We start from the raw sequence: 16,171 nt of genomic DNA, 5'->3' as shown, positions 1-16,171 counted from the left end.
CCCATGACGGTTATCGCGCGGCGTCTCGCGGGCCACCTGGCCCGCGGGATCGTCATGATCCTCGTGGTCGCGACGATCAGCTTTTTCATCGTCAACAACATCCCGGGCGACCCGGTGGCGGCCCGCTACGAGAAGCTGCTCGAAGGCGGCATGTCGCCCGAGGCGGCGCTGCAGGCCACGAAGGTGATGTACGGCTTCCTGCCCTCGGGCTCGATGTGGGAGCAGTACCTCGCCTACATGGGCGGTTTGTTCCGCTTCGACCTCGGCATCTCCATCACCCGGCCGGGACAGCCGGTCACGGACGTGCTCGCCGAGGCGGCGAAATGGACCGTTCTTCCGGTGCTCATCGGCACCCTGCTGAGCTTCCTCGTCGGCGTCATCTTCGGCGTCTACGCGGCGATCAAGCGCACCGGCAAACTCGGCGACGCGCTGGCCATCTCCGGCTCGCTGCTGCACGGCATCCCGCAGTACATCCTGGCGATGCTGCTGGTGGTCATCTTCTCGACGCTGATCCCGCTGCTGCCGCCCGACAGCCCGGTGGACATCCTGTTCGAGCCCGGCTGGAACAGCGGCTATCTGGGCTCGCTGGCCCAGCACGCCGTCCTTCCCGTCGCCACCTACGCCCTGTCGGCGTACGGCGGCTGGATCCTGGCGATGAAGTCGAGCGTGGTGACGGTGCTCGGCGACGACTTCATCCTGGCCGCGGAACTGCGCGGGATGAAGCGCTCGATCGTCTTCCGCTACATCGCCCGCAACGCGATCCTGCCGCTGTTCACGATCCTGGCGCTCTCGCTCGGCCTGCTGCTCGGCGGCGCCGTCTTCATCGAGAAGATCTTCAACTACCCGGGTCTGGGACTGCTGCTCATCGACAGCATCAACCTGCGTGACTACCCGCTCATGGGCGGCGCGTTCCTGCTGATCACCGCCTCGGTCATCGTGGCCAACATCGTGGCCGACCTGTTCTACACCGTGATCGACCCGCGGGTACGCGGCGGGGAGGAGGCCTCATGAGCGTCATCCTGGAGAGCACGAGCACGAGCGCCACCATGCGCCGCAACTTCTGGCACGGCGTGTGGCGCGTCATGAAGCGCAAGCCCAGCCGCATGGTCGGCGTCGTCATCATCCTGGGCTTCGCGTTCATGGGTATCTTCGGGCCGATGTTCTATCCGGACATCCTTCCCGACAACGCCAACGCCGTCACCCAGCCGCCGAGCTGGGAGCACTGGTTCGGCACCGACCCGCAGGGCCGCGACGTGGTCGCGCTGGTCATCAAGGGCTCGCGCTACGTCCTGCTCAGCGCGGCGGTGACCGCGGTCATCACGGTCGTCGTCGGCACCGGCCTCGGCCTGTTCTCCGGCTTCAAGCGGGGCCGCTGGGACACCGTGCTCATGCGGGTCACCGACATGAAGCTCACCATCCCCGGCCTGCCGCTGCTGCTGGTGCTGGCCACGGTGTGGAAGTTCGGCAACCCGTTCCAGATGGGACTGGTGCTCGGACTGCTGGGCTGGGGCGGGGTGGCGCGGGCCGTACGGGCGCAGACGCTGTCGCTGCGCGAGCGCGGCTTCATCGAGGCGGCGCGCGGGCTCGGCCTTTCCACGACGCACATCGTCGGCAAGGAACTGCTGCCGAGCATGGCGCCCTACATCGCCATGAACATGCTCATCGCGGTCACCGGCGCCGTCTACGCGCAGGTCGGCCTGTTCTTCCTCGGCGTCCTGCCCTATGAGTCGGACAACTGGGGCGTCATGCTCAACCTGGCGGTCTTCCAGGCCGGTGCGATGATCCAGCCGTACGCGCTCGGGTATCTGCTGGCCCCGCTGCTGGCGATCCTGCTGCTCACGCTCGGCATCGTGCTCGTGGTCGACGCCATGGACGAGATCTTCAACCCCCGGCTGCGCGAGGAGTAGAGGTGGCAAAACAGGCGCCGGGAGTGCGCATCGACGGCCTGACGGTCGTCTACAAGACCCCGGCGGGCGAACTGCCCGCCGTGCGCGATGTCAGTCTGGAACTGAAGCCGGGCACCATCACCGGCATCGTGGGCGAGTCCGGCTCGGGCAAGTCCACGATGGCGCTGTCGCTGCTCAACGCGGTCCAGCCGCCCGGCCGCATCCAGCACGGCAGCGTGGAGATCGACGGGCTCGGCAACGTCGCCGAGTTCCGGGGCGAGCAGCTGCGCAAGGCCCGCGGCCGGCACATCGGCTACGTCTTCCAGGCCGCGCAGAACTCGCTGAACCCGCTCAAGACCGTCGGCAAGCAGCTGCTCGACCTCGGCCGCTCGCACGGCGTGGAGGACCTGCGCGCCCTGGTCAGGGAGGCCAAGGAGCTGCTGGGCCGGATGGGCCTGGACGGCGCGCGGGTGCTGGACTCCCACCAGCACGAGCTGTCCGGCGGCATGCGCCAGCGCGTCGGCATCATGCTGGCACTGGTGCTCAACGCGCACCTCGTGGTGCTCGACGAGCCCACGACCGCGCTCGACATGATCACCCAGTCGAACATCCTGAAGATCGTGCGCGAGGTGCACGCCGAGCGCGGCCTCACCACGCTGGTCATCACCCACGACATCGGCGTCGTGGCCGAGGTGGCCGACCGGCTGGCGGTCATGTACGGCGGCCGCCTGGTCGAGCAGGGCCCCACCCGCGAGGTCCTGGCCGACCCGCGGCACCCGTACACCAGGGGCCTGATCAGGGCCATCCCCCGCCTGGTGGGCGACATCAACGAGGCCCAGGCGCTGCCGGGACGCCCGCCCACCCTGGCCACCGTGCCGAAGGAGGGGTGCGTGTTCCGCGAGCGCTGCCCGCTGCGCATGGACGTCTGCGACACCGTCGACCCGGCGGCCCAGGCGTACGGCGAGCGGATCGTGGCCTGTCACGCCGTCGACAGCGCCGTCAAGGTGCCATCCAGGGAAGGCGAGCACGCGTGATCACGGGGAAAGGCATCACCAAGACCTTCAAGCAGCGGGGCAGTGTGCTCGCCGGCCGGGAGGTCCAGGCGCTGCGCGGGGTGGACTTCGAGATCCCCAAGGGCGGCGCGGTCTCCTTCATCGGCGAGTCGGGCTGCGGCAAGACGACGCTGGGCCGGATCATCGCCGGGCTGGAGACCTACGACGGCGGCGAGATCGGCATCAACGGCACCGAGATGTCGTCGTTGAAGCCGAAGCAGCGCCAGCCGTACTTCCGGCGCATCCAGATGATCCACCAGGACCCGTACTCGGCGCTGAACCCGACGCGGACCATCCACCAGACGCTCTACGCGCCGCTCAAGCTGCGCGCCAAGCAGACGGGCCGCGACGAGAAGTGGATCGACGAGCGGGCGGCGGAGGTCCTGGCGCTGGTGGGCCTGGACCCGGGCAGCGTGCTGTCGCGCTACCCGCACCAGCTGTCCGGCGGCATGCGTCAGCGCGTGGTCATCGCCCGCGCGCTGACGGTGGACCCGGAGGTGCTGGTCGCCGACGAGGCCGTCTCCATGATCGACGTGTCGCTGCGGCTGGGCATCCTGGCGCTGCTGAAGGATCTGCGCGAACGGCTGGGCGTCAGCGTGCTGTTCATCACCCACGACGTGGCGACCTCGCGCTACATCGGCGACGACGGCGAGATGTACGTCATCTACCGGGGCCAGGTCGTCGAGCGTGGCCCGGTGGACACCGTGATCGCCGACCCGGTGCACCCGTACACGCAGTCGCTCCTGTCGGCCATCCCGGTGCTGCACGGTCTGGAGACGCCGGGCGCCCAGCCGGTCGTGCCCGTGGAGGCCCTCGACGGCAGCCAGGAGGCGCAGGGCTGCCTGTTCGCCAGCCGGTGCCCGTTCCGCCAGGACCGCTGCGAGACCGAGCGGCCGGTGCTCCAGGTGACCGAGGGGGCGCCGCAGGAGCACGCCTGCTTCTACCCCGAGCGCCGCGACGTGATCGCCCGGCCGATGAGCGGGGTGTGAGGCCCGTGGGGGGAACGCGCGGGGCCGAGCCCGACCTGGAGGAGGCGGGGCGGATCGCGCGGGCGGCGCTGACGTACGACTCCGCGGAGGGGGCGGCGCTGGTCAGGCGGCTGGCGCGGCCTCCCGCCGACCGGCGCTGGACCGCGATCGTCGAGGGCGGCGGGGTGGTCTTCGCCTCCATGTCGACGCGGGACGCCGCGCTCGGGCACATCGACCTGCTGGCCGTACATCCGGATGAGCAGGGCAAGGGGCGCGGCCGGGAACTGGTGGGCGCGGCCGAGGAGTGGCTGCGCGCGCGGGGCGCGGCGCAGGCGCGCTTCGCCGGCAACCCGCCGTGCTACGCGTGGCCGGGCATCGACGTGCGCTACACGCCCGCGGCGGCGCTGGCCGAGCGGCTGGGATACGAGCGCTACCACGTGGCGTGGAACATGACCGCCGACCTCGGCACGGACCTGTCGGTCGAGGAGGACCTGGCCCGGCTGGCCGGGCAGGGCGTGCGGGTCGGCGTGAGCACGCGCGGCGGCGACCGCGAGCCGATCGTGGAGTTCACCCGCCGCAACTGGAACGACAGCTGGGCCTGGGAGGCCGAGACGGCCGACGGCGTCGTCTACGCCGAGCGCGACGGGGAGATCCTGGCGTTCGCGGCGTGGGGCGGGCGGCCGGGCTGGTTCGGCCCGATGGGCACCGCTCCGGCGGCGCAGGGGCTGGGCGTGGGCCGGGTGCTGCTGCGCCGCGCGCTGGCCTGCCAGCGTGACGAGGGGCAGGCCAGCGCGCAGATCGGGTGGGTGGGACCCCTGCGGTTCTACTCGCGCGCCGTGGGCGCGCGAGCCGAACGCGTCTTCTGGCTCTACCGCCGCGAGCTGGGGTAGAGCAGGTGGCCATCGGGGAGGCTAGGGTCGGGACACAGCTCGCGGGGGTCGCCGCCGTCGTCCAGGCAGCGCGTGAGCGTGTCGGACCCCCACAGGTGCTCCATGAACAGGTTGGGGCCCCACCAGGCGAAGTCGCCGGGGTAGAGGGTGCGCGCCAGGTGGAGCATCGACAGGCCGGTGAGCACGGGGCGGAAGGCCCGCCGGTCGTGCACGTGCAGCTGGACGCCGCAGACGGTGGTCCCGGCGTGCTTCTGGAAGGTGGGGGTGAAGTACACCTCGCGGAAGCGCACGCCGGGCAGGCCGAGGGCGTTCAGCTCGCGGGCGTAGCGCTCGTCCGCGTACGGCGCGCCGATCAGCTCGAAGGGCCGGGTGGTCCCGCGGCCCTCGGAGAAGTTGGTGCCCTCGAACAGCCCGGTCCCGGGGTAGACCAGGGCGGTGTCGACGGTCGGCATGTTGACCGACGGCATCACCCAGGGCAGCCCGGTCTCGGCGTAGGACATCTCGCGCGTCCAGCCGTCCATCTCGACGACCAGCACGTCAGGGTCGAACGTCAGAGCCAGTTCCCCCGCGGTCCTGCCGTGGCGGATCGGCAGCGGGAAGCGACCGACGAAGCTGGCGAAGGCGGGGTCGAGCAGGGGGCCCTCGACGACGGTCCCGCCGAGGGGGTTGGGCCGGTCGAGGACGGCGAAGCGCACGCCGAGCCGGGCGGCGGAGGTCAGCAGGTCGTACATCGTCCAGATGTAGGTGTAGAAGCGGGTGCCGACGTCGGCGATGTCGAAGACCAGCGTGTCCACCCCCGAGGCGGCCACGACGGCGTCCAGCTCGTCGCCGGAGATCTGGTGGGTGTCGTAGACGGGCAGTCCGGTCCTGGGGTCGAGCGCGTCCTTCTCGCTGAAGCCCGCCTGGGCGGTGCCGCGCATGCCGTGCTCGGGCCCGAACAGCGCGGTGACCGGCACTCCGGCCGCCAGCAGCGCCTCCAGGGTGGGGGTCAGGTCGGGCAGGACGCCCGTCGGGTTGGTGATGAGGCCGATCCGCTCGCCGGGGACGAGCGTGGGGTCGTTGGCCAGCCGTTCGGCTCCGGTTCTTACGTGTTGCATGAACCCATTGTCTGAAAGTTATTTACAAGAGAGAAGTAGATGGTGGAAATTAGCGTCATGAGTGATCCGGAGCTGTCCACGGAACAGAGCGATCCGCGCTACAGCCAGATTGACCGGCTGCCGACGGAGCAGATCGCCGAGTTGATGAACCAGGCCGACGCGTCCGTCCCCGCCGCGGTCGCCGCCGCCGTGCCGGACATCTCCGCCGCCATCGACGCGATCGCCGCGCGGATGGCCGCCGGGGGCAGGCTGCTGTACGTCGGCGCCGGCACCTCGGGCCGGCTGGCGGTGCTGGACGCCTCGGAGTGCCCGCCCACGTTCGGCACGGACCCGTCGCTGGTCCAGGGCATCATCGCCGGCGGGCCCGACGCGCTGACCCGGTCCATCGAGGGCGCCGAGGACGACGCCCAGGCGGGCGCGGCCGCGATCGCGGAGCTGGAGGTCGGCGCGGACGACTCGGTCGTCGGCGTCTCGGCCAGCGGGCGCGCCCCTTTCGTGATCGGCGCGCTCGGTGAGGCGACCGGGCGCGGGGCACTGACCGTCGGCCTGTCGTGCAACACCGGCGCGCCCCTGTCGGCGGCGGCCGAGCACGGGATCGAGGTCGTGGTCGGCCCCGAGGTGGTGACCGGCTCGACCCGGCTCAAGGCGGGCACCGCCCAGAAGCTGGTGCTGAACATGATCTCCACGATCTCGATGATCAGGCTGGGCCGTACCTACGGCAACCAGATGATCGAGATGTCGGCCATGAACTCCAAGCTGGCCGGGCGGGCCGTGCGCATGGTCGGCGACATCACCGGCGCCGACGCCGAGACCGCCCGCACGACGCTCGAGGCCGCCGACGGACAGGCCAAGGTCGCCGTCCTGATGATCAGGCACGGCATCGGCGTCGAGGCTGCCCGCACGCTGCTGGAGGAGCACGGCGAACGGCTGGCCGACGCACTGGAAGGCGCGAAGAGCTGATGTCCGACCGGCTCGACGCGATCCTGGCGCAAGCGGTTCCCGGCACCGCCTCGGCGGCCGTGGCGGTCATCGCCGTCGACGGCGTCGTGGCCGCCTCCTCGGTCGCGGGAGAGCTGGTCCGCTACACCGACCTGGAGTTCACCCTCGCTCCCGAACGGCCGGCGGCCCAGCGCGACTCGATCTTCGACCTGGCCTCGATCAGCAAGCTGTTCACCACGGCGGCCGTGCTGTCGCTGACCGAGGACGGGCAGGCCGGGCTGGACGAGCCGGTGGCGCGGTGGCTGCCCGGCAGGGATCCGCGCGTCACGCTGCGCCGGCTGCTCACCCACACCGCGGGGCTGCAGGCGACGCGCCGCATCGACCTCGAACTGCCGGACGCCGACCCGGCCACGCGCATGGCCGCCATGGTCGCGACGCCGGTGACCGGTGAGGTCGGCGGGCCGTACCTCTACACCGACGTCGGCATGGTCACCGTGGGACGGATCGCCGAGCTCGCCGGTGGGGCGCCGCTCGACGAGCTCGTACGGGCCCGCGTGACCGGGCCGCTCGGCCTGGCCGACACCGGTTACAACCCCGGCGCGGACAGGCTGCCCAGGATCGCCGCCACCGAGTGGAAGCCGGAGCGCCCCGGCCCCGGCTGCGTGCGCGGCCGGGTGCACGACGAGACCGCGTACGGCCTCGGCGGCGTCGCCGGGCATGCCGGGGTCTTCTCCACCGCCGACGACGTGCTGCGCTTCGGCGAGAACCTCCGGCTCGGCGGCGGGCCCGTGCTGCGGCCGGACACGGTCGCCGAGATGCTCCGCGACCAGGGCGCGGAGGGCGCCGCGTTCCGTCACGGGCTCGGCGTGCGCATCGGCGACCCGTCCATCGTCGGGCCGCTGGAAGGCGCCTTCGGCCACTCCGGCTTCACCGGCACCTCGCTGGTCGTCGACCCCGTGCGCCGCCTGACCGTCGTCCTGCTCACCAACGCCGTCCACCCGGTGCGCGGCAGGGACGGCATCCGCGCCCTGCGCCACGCCGTCGCCACGGAAGCACTCCGGCTCGCGCAATAGCCACACCACCCCGCAGACACGCTCCACACGCGCGAAAGCCGTGGCGGCGCTCCGCTCAGGCAAAAGCCGAAGGAGCGCTCCGCTCACGCGAAAGCCGTGGCGGCGCCCCCGCACGCGCGAAAGCCGTGGCGCCCCCGCCCGCGCACGAGTCACCCGGCGTCAGGAACCGGGGGCGAGCGCCTCCAGCGCCTCCTCTGCCCGGCGCATGGCCTCCGGCGCGGGCGCCGTGACGATCTCGGGGTCGAAGTTGAGGTCGTGGAAGACCTCGGTGACGCCCTTGGCGGCCAGCTCGTCCACGTCGGCGCGGATCTCCGCGTAGGTGCCGGTCAGCGGCGCGCGCTGCCCGGTCCTGACCTGGGTGACGCCTCTGACGACGAAGCGCAGGGCGCCGGGGTCGCGCCCGGCCTCCTCGGCCGCCGCCTTCACCTGGGCGATCTTCCGGTCGATCGTGGTCAGGTCCTCGCGGCTTGAGCTCATCCAGCCGTCGGCGATCCGCCCGGCCCTGCGCAGCGCCGGCTCGGCGACCCCGCCCATGAGGACGGGCGGCGGGCCGGGCTCCGGCTTGGGGTCCATGTGGGCGGGCGGCACCCGGTAGAACTCGCCCTCATGGGCCACGACCTCGTCGTTCCAGCAGGCGCGCAACACCCGGACGAACTCCTCTCCCCTGCGCCCGCGCCCGGCGAAGTCCACGCCCGAGGCGGCGAACTCCTCCTCCAGCCAGCCCAGCCCCACCCCGGCCACCAGCCGCCCGCCGGCGAGCGTCTGGAGCGTGGCGAGCTGCTTGGCCAGCATCACCGGCTGCATGAACGCGTTGACCACCCCCACGCCCAGCTCGACCCGCTCGGTGACGGCCGACAGGTGGGCCAGCGTGATGAGCGGGTCGTGCACGCTGCGGTAGACGGGCCCCATGGGGTGGCCCTCCGGGTAGAGCAGGCGCTGGAAGGTCCACAGGCCCGCGTAGCCGAGCTCCTCCGCGCGGACGGCCACCGTGCGCATGTTGTCCGGCCGGGCCCACGGCCCTGAGATCGGCACCCCGAAGCTGATCTTCATGACATCTCCCGCTTTGGCATCGTGCTGGGACACCTAGTCTTATCAAGTGGGTCTCACGGAAGAACTGGCGAGGGTGGCGGCGGACTACGGGGGCACGGGCGCGCCCGACGTCCATCCCAGCCGCACGGACGTGGTCGTGCTGCGCAGGGGCGAGGTCGTGGTCAAGGCGCACTCCGTGCGCGACGACCCGGTGTTGCTGGCGCCCCGGTTGCGGGCCGCCGGTGCCGCCGCGCTCAGCGGGATCATGCTCACGCCGCTCGACACCGAGGTGCTCGACGTGGCGGGGCGGGCCGTCACGGTCTGGCCCGCCGGGCAGACCGTCGACCCGGACACCGCGCCGTGGGAGGAGGGGGCCAGGCTGCTGGCGCGGCTGCATGCCGTACCCCTGCCGGTGGTGTCGCCGCTGCCGGCGGCGGGCGGTCCCGCGCGCGCCGCCCGCGCGGTGCGGCGCATGGCGGGTGACGGCCCGGTCGAGCAGCTCATCCGGATGACCTTCGCCGGTCTGCCCGAGCCCGAGCCCGTCCCCGGCCTGCTGACCCACGGCGACTGGCATCTGGGCCAGCTGGTACGGCGGGAGCGCTGGCTGCTCATCGACATCGACGACCTGGGCGTGGGCGACCCGGTCTGGGACCTGGCCCGGCCGGCGGCCTGGTACGCGGCAGGGCTGCTCGAGGCGCCCATCTGGGACCGTTTCCTGGGCGCCTATCTCGCCTCCGGCGGCCCCGCGCTCGACCCGGCCGACCCGTGGGCCAGGCTGGATGTGCCGACCCGCGCGCTGACCGCCCAACTGGCGGCGGTCGCGGTCGTGAACGCCGCCCGCGACGGCCGGGAACTCGACGAGGTGGAGCATTCGTTGATCGAGGCGTGCGACAGAATTGTCGGGCTCCCTCAGGGCCTGCCATAGTGGCGCACGCACAGAGTTTTCCCCTGACGGCAAGGAGATCAAGCGGATGCAGTGCCCCAAGTGCCGCGGCAACATGCGGACATATGAGCGCAACGGGGTCCACATCGAGCAGTGTGACAACTGCCGGGGGATCTTCCTGGACTATGGCGAGCTCGAGACGATCACCAGGATGGAGTCGCAGTACCGCAGCGCTCCGCCGCCCGCGCCCGGCGGCCCGGCCTGGGGCGCTCCGTCGCACGGCGGCCACCACGGTGGCGGCTACCACCACGGTCACCGCCGCAAGGACAGCTTCCTCGGCATGCTGTTCTCGTCCTGAACGTCTCGTCCTGAACGTCTCGTCCTGACGTGACGTGAGAGGGCCGCGCGGGCGTCCGCGCGGCCCTTCGGCCTACTTGGGGAAGCTCTCCGGGTCCACCGGGTCGGTCGGCGCGTTGCCGCCGGAGACCGCGTGCAGGGTGATCCTCCAGTCGTGCCAGAGGATCTGCGAGGCGGTGTAGGTGGTCTTGAACTTCACCGACTTCTGGAAGCGCTCGAAGCTGCAGTCACGGGTGAAGGCCCTGTTCTTGCCGTCCCAGTCGACGCCGTGGGTGAAGTAGATCTTGTAGTTGCCGTCGCGGACGCCGCGTACCTTGTACTTGCCCTTCTTGCGGACGTAGATGCTGAAGGCCTTGGTGCCGCCGCGCATCACGGTCACGACGGCGTCGCGGGTGGAGCCGTTGTCGATCTGCAGCGAGCTGCGGCCGTTGAGGTTCTCGCGTTTGATGAACTTGCCGGTGCTCAGCCGCCGGCTCTGCTTGGCCGCGGCCTTGACCTGGATGACGTCGGCCGGGTAGTCGCCGGCCGCCTGCAGCGCGGCGCCGGTCTCGTCGAGCTGCTTGAGCGCGGCGCTGAGATCGGTGAGCACGCCGCCCGGGGTGCACACGTCACGGCTGCCGACCTTGCCGAGGGTCGAGCCGAGCTGGGCGGCGAACTCGCGCAGGCTGCCGACATAGGCGTCGTGCTGGGCCTTGACCTCCTGCGGGGGCGTCACCGCCGACAGCTCGTCGGCGGCGCCGCGCAGTGCCTCCTCGGCACGTTCCACCCGCGTGTTCAGGGTCTTGACCGTGCGCGCGCCCATCATGGAGTCGATCGCGTCGGTCATGGCCTGCTTGCGGCCCGACAGCTCGCTCTTGTAGCTCTCCGGGGTGAGCGCCGTGGCGGGCGGTGCGGTGGTTCCCGTGCCGGTGCTGGGCTTGGCGGTGCCGGGGCCGCCGGCCACGCCCCTGGCGACGGGCTCACCACCGGTAGGTCCGCTGACACCTGAGGTACAGGCGGTAAGGGTCGCGAGGGCGAGCACGCAGGTCATCAACCGGGGGACAGCCACCTGCCACACTATTGCCCGGTTGATCCCCTTGCGTCAATTCACGATTCCGACAGGCCATGCTCCCTGTCCTGGCGCAGCCAGCGGGTGATGCCCAGCTCCCGCAGGAACGGCAGGTCGTGGCTGGCCACGATCAGCGCGCCCCGGTAGGCCGACAGCGCCTGGGTGAGCTGCCGCACGCTGGCCAGGTCGAGGTTGTTGGTGGGCTCGTCCAGCAGGAGCAGTTGCGGCGCCGGGTCGGCCGACAGCAGCGCCGCCAGCGTCGCGCGGAAGCGCTCGCCACCCGACAGCGTGGACACCGGCTGGTGCACCCGCTCGCCCCGGAACAGGAACCTGGCCAGCCGCGAGCGCACCTCGGTGACCCCGGCGTCCGGGGCCAGGAGGCGCACGTTGTCGAGCACGCTCCTGCCCTCGTCCAGCAGGTCGAGGCGCTGCGGCAGGTACCGGGAGGGCACCAGGGCGCCCTGCCCGGCGATCCGCCGCAGCAGCGTGGTCTTGCCCGAGCCGTTGGCGCCGGTCAGCGCGATCCGCTCGGGCCCCTGCACCAGCAGCTTCTCCAGTACGGCCCCGCCGTCCCGCCGCCCGGCGTGCTCCAGCGGCAGGTCCAGGACCACCCGCCCGGAGGGCACGGCGGTCTCGGGCAGCGAGATGCGGATCTCGCGGTCCTCGCGGACGGCCTGCTCGGCCTCGGTCAGCCGGTCGAGGGCTCCCTCCAGTTTCTCGGTGTGCATGATCCGGTGCTTGCCGGCGGAGACCTGGGCCTCCCGCTTGCGGGCGTTCATGATGATCTTCGGCTCCCGTTTCTGGGCGCTCATCTTGTTGCCGTAGCGGACCCGGCGGTCGAGCTTCATGTGCGCCTCGGCGAGATCGCGCTTCTGCCTGCGCACGTCGGCCTCGGCGGTGCGTACGGTCCGCTCGGCGCTCTCCTGCTCGGCCGCGAGCATGCGCTCGTAGTCGTCCAGGTTGCCGCCGAAGACGCGGACCCGGCCCTCGCGGAGCTCGGCGATCTGGTCGGCGAGCGCCAGCAGGGCGCGATCGTGGCTGACCATCACCAGCACTCCCGGCCAGGAGGCGACGGCGGCGTAGAGCCGTTCGCGCGCCTGGAGGTCGAGGTTGTTGGTGGGCTCGTCGAGCAGCAGCACCTCGGGGTTCTTGAGGAACTGCGCGGCCAGCCCGACCATGACGACCTCGCCGCCGGACAGCGTGCCGACGGTCCGGTCGAGGCCGACGTGGTCCAGGCCGAGCCGGTCGAGTTCGGCGCGGGCCCGTTCCTCGACGTCCCAGTCGTCGCCGACGGTCTCGAAGTGCGCGACGGCGACGTCGCCGGACTCGATGGCGTGCAGCGCCGCCCGGATCCCGGCGACGCCGAGCAGGCCGGCGACGGTGGACTCCCGGCGCAGGGTGAGGTTCTGCGCGAGGTAGCCGACCCGGCCGGCCAGGCTCACGCTGCCGCCGGTGGGCTGAAGCTCCCCGGCCAGGATCTTGAGCAGCGTGGACTTGCCCGACCCGTTGGCGCCGATCAGCCCGGTACGCCCCGCGGGGAAGGCGGTTTCGAGCCGGTCGAGCACCAGCGTTCCGTCGGCCCAGCCGTAGGAGACGCGGTCGATGACCACGGAAAAAGACATGAGGTGGCTCCCATCACAAAGATCAACCATTCGTGACTTGGCGGGAAACACCGCGAAACGCCCATGTGAGGTGGCGGAACGCCAGAGGTCCAGGTTGCGCGCGTGCCCACGACAGGGCGGAACGGCGCGGTGCCCGCGACCTCAAACCCTCACGTCAGCTGCCCCCTGGGCTCGGCGATAAGACGTGGAAAAGTGTAGGTGACCCAAGATTTCGCCGCAAGCTCCATTTCAGCCCTTGACCGCGCCGCCGAGGTTGAAGGTGCCGGCCAGATACTTGTTGACCGCCACGTAGAGCACGACCGCCGGGGCCGTGTAGATGATCGAGAACGCCGCCAGCTCGCCGTAGGCCACCTGGCCGTACTGGGAGAAGAAGGTGTAGATGGTGACCGCCGCCGGCGCCTCCTCCGGCTCGTCCAGCAGCACGAAGGGGGCGAAGAAGTTGCCCCACTGGCCGACGAAGACGAAGATGCCGACCACGGCGATGCCCGGCGCCATCAGCGGGCCGACCACGCGCACCAGCGACTGCACCCAGCCGGCCCCGTCCACCCAGGCCGCCTCCTCCAGGCCGACCGGTACGCCGTCCATGAAGTTCTTCATCAGCCAGATCGCGAACGGCAGCGCGCTGGCCGCCAGGAACAGCACCATCGCCGGCACCGACCCGTAGAGGTTGAAGCGGTAGAACATCGAGTAGACCGGCACGATGATCGCCGTCAGCGGCAGCCCGGTCGTGAACAGCAACGTCAGCATGAACGAGCGCTTGTAGCGCAGTTCGTAGCGCGAGAGCGGGTAGGCGGCCAGCGCCGCCACCAGCACGGTGATCAGCGCGGTCCCCGCCGAGATCACGATGGAGTTGATCACCGGCAGGATCGTGGTCTCCCAGGTGAGCACCGCCTGGAAGTTGCCGAGCGAGAACTCCCCCGTGGGCTGGGCCGACAGGCCCGCGCCCGGCTGGACGGAGGCGATGACCACCCACAGGAACGGCGCCGCGAACGACACGGCCACCACCAGCAGCGCGATCCGGGCGGCGAGTCGGCCCATCCCTCAGTCCTCCACCTTGATCAGCCGCAGGTACACCAGCGAGAACAGCGCCCCGATCACCAGCATCACCAGCGCCATGGCCGAGCCGTAGGCGATCTCGCCGTAGCGCAGGGCCTTGTCGTACATGTAGAGCGGCGTGGTCTGGCTGGCGTTGCCCGGTCCGCCGCCGGTGAGGGTGTAGATCAGCCCGAAGCTGGCCAGCGTCTGCAGGGTGATCAGCATGAGGTTGGCCATGATCGAGCGCCGGATCAGCGGCAGCGTGATGTGCCACAGCCGCTGCCAGGTGCCCGCGCCGTCGACGGCCGCCGCCTCGACCAGTTCGGCGGGCACCTCCGACAGCGCGGCCGAGTACACCAGCATCGAGAACGCGGTCCCCCGCCAGACGTTGGCCAGGATCACCGCGACCATCGGCGCGGTGTAGAGCCATTCCTGGCCGATGCCGGTCAGCGTGTTGAGCGTGCCGTCCTCGGCCAGGAAGGAGAACCAGCACAGCGCCGCGACGACCTCGGGCATGACCCACGCCGCGATCACCACGCCGTTGACGACGCTGCGCGTGGCCCGCGAGCGCCCGCGCTGCAGCAGCGCGATCATCAGGCCGAGCGTGTTCTGCCCGATGACGGCGGAGCCGAGCACGAAGGCGAAGGTGAGCGTGAAGGAGTTGACGAAGTCGGCGTCGCCGAACATGCGCACGAAGTTGGCCGGGCCGACGAAGCTCGGGCTGACCGAGTTCGTGCCCGACAGGGTCTCGTTGGTGAACGCGACGTACAGGCTCCACAGGATCGGGCCGGCCAGGAAGAGCACCAGCAGGACCACCGCGGGCCCGAGCGGCGCCAGCCGGCGCAGGGCGCGCCGCCTGCCCGACGGGCCCCGCGCCACCGGCCGGGAAAGGGCGGTGGCCGTCATCCGCCCGCGACGACCTTGTCAGGGCCGCCCACGACACCGGGCAGGGTGTCGGAGTAGGCCTTGGCCGCCTCCTCCGGGCCGCGCGCGCCGGTGGTGACCGCCTCCATGGCCTCCTGCACCTCGGCCGAGACCTTCGGGTACTCCTCGAAGGCCGGGCGGTAGTGGGTGACCTCCGCCAGGTCGGTGAAGAACTTCACCGACGGGTTGTCGGCGCTGTAGGCGGGGTCGGCGGCGACGTCCTTGCGCGTGGCCAGGTCGCCGGTCCCGACCGAGTAGAGCATCGAGTTCTCCTTGTTGGTGGCGGTGGTGATGAAGTCGAAGGCCTCCTTCTTGTGCGGGGTGTAGGAGCTCATCGCCATCACCCAGCCGCCCGACATGCTCACCGCGCCGGGCGCCTGGCCGTTCTGGGTCGGCATCCGCGTCCAGCCCATCTTCTGTGTCCACTCCGGCCACGGCTTGGTGCCGGTCGGCTTCCAGGCCGAGGGGGTCCAGGCGCCGTCGAGCAGGATGCCGAGCTTGCCCTGCGGGAACCACTCCAGCGTGTGCTTGTCGTTCAGCTTGGCGTTGTGGGCGTCGGACAGCTTGGGGCCGAGGTTCTCGCGGTAGATCGTGTTGATGAAGGCCAGGGAGTCGGTGAAGCCCTTGCCGGCGGCCATCCACTTCTTCTGGGTCTGGTCGTAGAGGGTGCCGGCGGGCGTGCCGTACAGGAGCATCTCGAAGCCCTGCATGGTGGCGGCCTCACCGTGGATCTTGGTGGAGTACATGCTGAAGGGGATGGCGCCGGGGGCCTTCTGCTTGATCGCGCGGGCCGCGGTGAGCACGTCCGCCCACGTCTTGGGCTCCCACGGTACGGCGATGCCGGCCTTGGCCAGCACGTCCTTGTGGTACCAGAGCCCGCGGGTGTCGGTGCTGATCGGGACCCCGTAGATCTTGCCGTCGCCGCCCTTGGCCGCCTGCTTGACCGAGTCGGGGAACTGCGTGCCCCAGTCGGGCCAGGAGCCGAGGTACTCGTCGAGCGGGGCCAGCTTGCCCGCGGCGACGTCGGCGTTGACCTGGAAGGTGTCGTGGTAGTAGAGGTCGGGCGCGGAGTCGGCGGAGCGGTTGAGCAGCGCGAGCTTGGTGTAGTAGGCCTCGTTGTTGCCCTGCACCGGGGTCAGCTTGATCGTCACGCCCTTGTGCGTGGCCTCGTACTGCTTCTTGGCGTTCTGGAGCATCTTCTCCAGGTACGGCCAGGTGGTTTCGACCTTGTAGAGGACTTCGAGCTCTTTGGCGCCGCCGGCGGCGGGCTCCTTCGTTCCGGAGCCGCAGGCCGCCACGCCGATGACGAGGATTGAGGCGATCAGGACACGTTTCATCGGGGGACTCCCCTATGTCGCCGGTTAACCG

At 70.9% G+C, this 16,171-nt stretch carries 16 protein-coding genes; 9 read left to right on the top strand and 7 right to left on the bottom strand.

Annotated elements, in window-relative coordinates; genetic code table 11:
• Window positions 1-3 precede the first annotated feature (3 nt).
• Genes ACFWYW_RS40055 through ACFWYW_RS40035 form a run of 5 tightly spaced genes read left to right on the top strand, consistent with a single transcriptional unit; the run spans window position 4 to window position 4,796 of the window.
• The gene (locus tag ACFWYW_RS40055; protein WP_379619753.1) at window positions 4-1,011 is read left to right on the top strand and encodes an ABC transporter permease; all 1,008 of its coding nucleotides are present in this window, start codon (window positions 4-6) and stop codon (window positions 1,009-1,011) included.
• Entirely contained in the window at window positions 1,008-1,907 is a 900-nt protein-coding gene (locus ACFWYW_RS40050; RefSeq protein WP_379619755.1) for an ABC transporter permease, read from the top strand. The genes ACFWYW_RS40055 and ACFWYW_RS40050 overlap by 4 nt, the downstream gene beginning before the upstream one ends.
• 2 nt (window positions 1,908-1,909) lie before the next feature.
• Window positions 1,910-2,920, top strand: coding sequence for an ABC transporter ATP-binding protein (locus ACFWYW_RS40045; protein ID WP_379619757.1), 1,011 nt, complete (start codon window positions 1,910-1,912; stop codon window positions 2,918-2,920).
• The gene (locus tag ACFWYW_RS40040) at window positions 2,917-3,927 is read left to right on the top strand and encodes an ABC transporter ATP-binding protein (RefSeq protein ID WP_379619759.1); all 1,011 of its coding nucleotides are present in this window, start codon (window positions 2,917-2,919) and stop codon (window positions 3,925-3,927) included. Before ACFWYW_RS40045 ends, ACFWYW_RS40040 begins: the two co-directional genes overlap by 4 nt.
• Window positions 3,928-3,932: 5 nt before the next feature.
• A complete protein-coding gene (locus ACFWYW_RS40035; RefSeq protein ID WP_379641230.1) occupies window positions 3,933-4,796 on the top strand; it encodes a GNAT family N-acetyltransferase in 864 nt (287 codons plus the stop codon).
• Here ACFWYW_RS40035 and ACFWYW_RS40030 read toward each other — a convergent pair.
• The gene (locus ACFWYW_RS40030) at window positions 4,775-5,893 is read right to left on the bottom strand and encodes an exo-beta-N-acetylmuramidase NamZ domain-containing protein (RefSeq protein WP_379619763.1); all 1,119 of its coding nucleotides are present in this window, start codon (window positions 5,891-5,893) and stop codon (window positions 4,775-4,777) included. The two genes, ACFWYW_RS40035 and ACFWYW_RS40030, sit on opposite strands and share 22 nt — an antisense overlap.
• 57 nt (window positions 5,894-5,950) lie before the next feature.
• Between ACFWYW_RS40030 and murQ the strand changes: the two genes are divergently transcribed.
• Together murQ and ACFWYW_RS40020 are read left to right on the top strand one after the other, a co-directional pair.
• On the top strand, window positions 5,951-6,853 hold the full coding sequence (gene murQ / locus ACFWYW_RS40025) for an N-acetylmuramic acid 6-phosphate etherase (RefSeq protein WP_379619765.1): 903 nt from the start codon (window positions 5,951-5,953) through the stop codon (window positions 6,851-6,853).
• On the top strand, window positions 6,853-7,905 hold the full coding sequence (locus tag ACFWYW_RS40020; protein WP_379619767.1) for a serine hydrolase domain-containing protein: 1,053 nt from the start codon (window positions 6,853-6,855) through the stop codon (window positions 7,903-7,905). Before murQ ends, ACFWYW_RS40020 begins: the two co-directional genes overlap by 1 nt.
• 159 nt (window positions 7,906-8,064) lie before the next feature.
• On the opposite strand, the gene ACFWYW_RS40015 is transcribed toward ACFWYW_RS40020, so the two are convergent.
• On the bottom strand, window positions 8,065-8,955 hold the full coding sequence (locus tag ACFWYW_RS40015; protein ID WP_379619769.1) for a TIGR03619 family F420-dependent LLM class oxidoreductase: 891 nt from the start codon (window positions 8,953-8,955) through the stop codon (window positions 8,065-8,067).
• 46 nt (window positions 8,956-9,001) lie between these two features.
• Between ACFWYW_RS40015 and ACFWYW_RS40010 the strand changes: the two genes are divergently transcribed.
• A complete protein-coding gene (locus ACFWYW_RS40010) occupies window positions 9,002-9,859 on the top strand; it encodes a phosphotransferase (RefSeq protein ID WP_379619771.1) in 858 nt (285 codons plus the stop codon).
• 46 nt (window positions 9,860-9,905) lie between these two features.
• The gene (locus tag ACFWYW_RS40005; RefSeq protein ID WP_379619773.1) at window positions 9,906-10,175 is read left to right on the top strand and encodes a zf-TFIIB domain-containing protein; all 270 of its coding nucleotides are present in this window, start codon (window positions 9,906-9,908) and stop codon (window positions 10,173-10,175) included.
• A gap of 72 nt (window positions 10,176-10,247) precedes the next feature.
• Here the strand turns inward: ACFWYW_RS40005 and ACFWYW_RS40000 are convergent, their stop codons facing one another.
• The 5 genes from ACFWYW_RS40000 to ACFWYW_RS39980 all read right to left on the bottom strand — a co-directional run bounded on the left by ACFWYW_RS40000 (window position 10,248) and on the right by ACFWYW_RS39980 (window position 16,140).
• Window positions 10,248-11,222 (bottom strand): hypothetical protein, encoded by a 975-nt coding sequence (locus ACFWYW_RS40000; protein ID WP_379619775.1) that lies wholly within the window; start codon window positions 11,220-11,222, stop codon window positions 10,248-10,250.
• A 38-nt stretch (window positions 11,223-11,260) separates the two neighbouring features.
• Window positions 11,261-12,844: an ABC-F family ATP-binding cassette domain-containing protein gene (locus tag ACFWYW_RS39995; protein ID WP_379619777.1), complete on the bottom strand. Its 1,584-nt coding sequence runs from the start codon at window positions 12,842-12,844 to the stop codon at window positions 11,261-11,263.
• Between the two features lie 228 nt (window positions 12,845-13,072).
• Entirely contained in the window at window positions 13,073-13,882 is an 810-nt protein-coding gene (locus tag ACFWYW_RS39990; RefSeq protein ID WP_379619778.1) for a carbohydrate ABC transporter permease, read from the bottom strand.
• A gap of 3 nt (window positions 13,883-13,885) precedes the next feature.
• Complete coding sequence (locus ACFWYW_RS39985; protein ID WP_379619779.1) at window positions 13,886-14,785, bottom strand: carbohydrate ABC transporter permease; 900 nt, start codon at window positions 14,783-14,785, stop codon at window positions 13,886-13,888.
• Window positions 14,782-16,140 (bottom strand): extracellular solute-binding protein, encoded by a 1,359-nt coding sequence (locus ACFWYW_RS39980; RefSeq protein WP_379619780.1) that lies wholly within the window; start codon window positions 16,138-16,140, stop codon window positions 14,782-14,784. The genes ACFWYW_RS39985 and ACFWYW_RS39980 overlap by 4 nt, the downstream gene beginning before the upstream one ends.
• Window positions 16,141-16,171: the final 31 nt, after the last annotated feature.

It is taken from the genome of Nonomuraea sp. NPDC059023 (assembly GCF_042740095.1).
Taxonomy (GTDB): Bacteria; Actinomycetota; Actinomycetes; order Streptosporangiales; family Streptosporangiaceae; genus Nonomuraea.
Note: the sequence above shows the minus strand (reverse complement) of the source record. Positions and strands in the feature narration are given on the sequence as shown.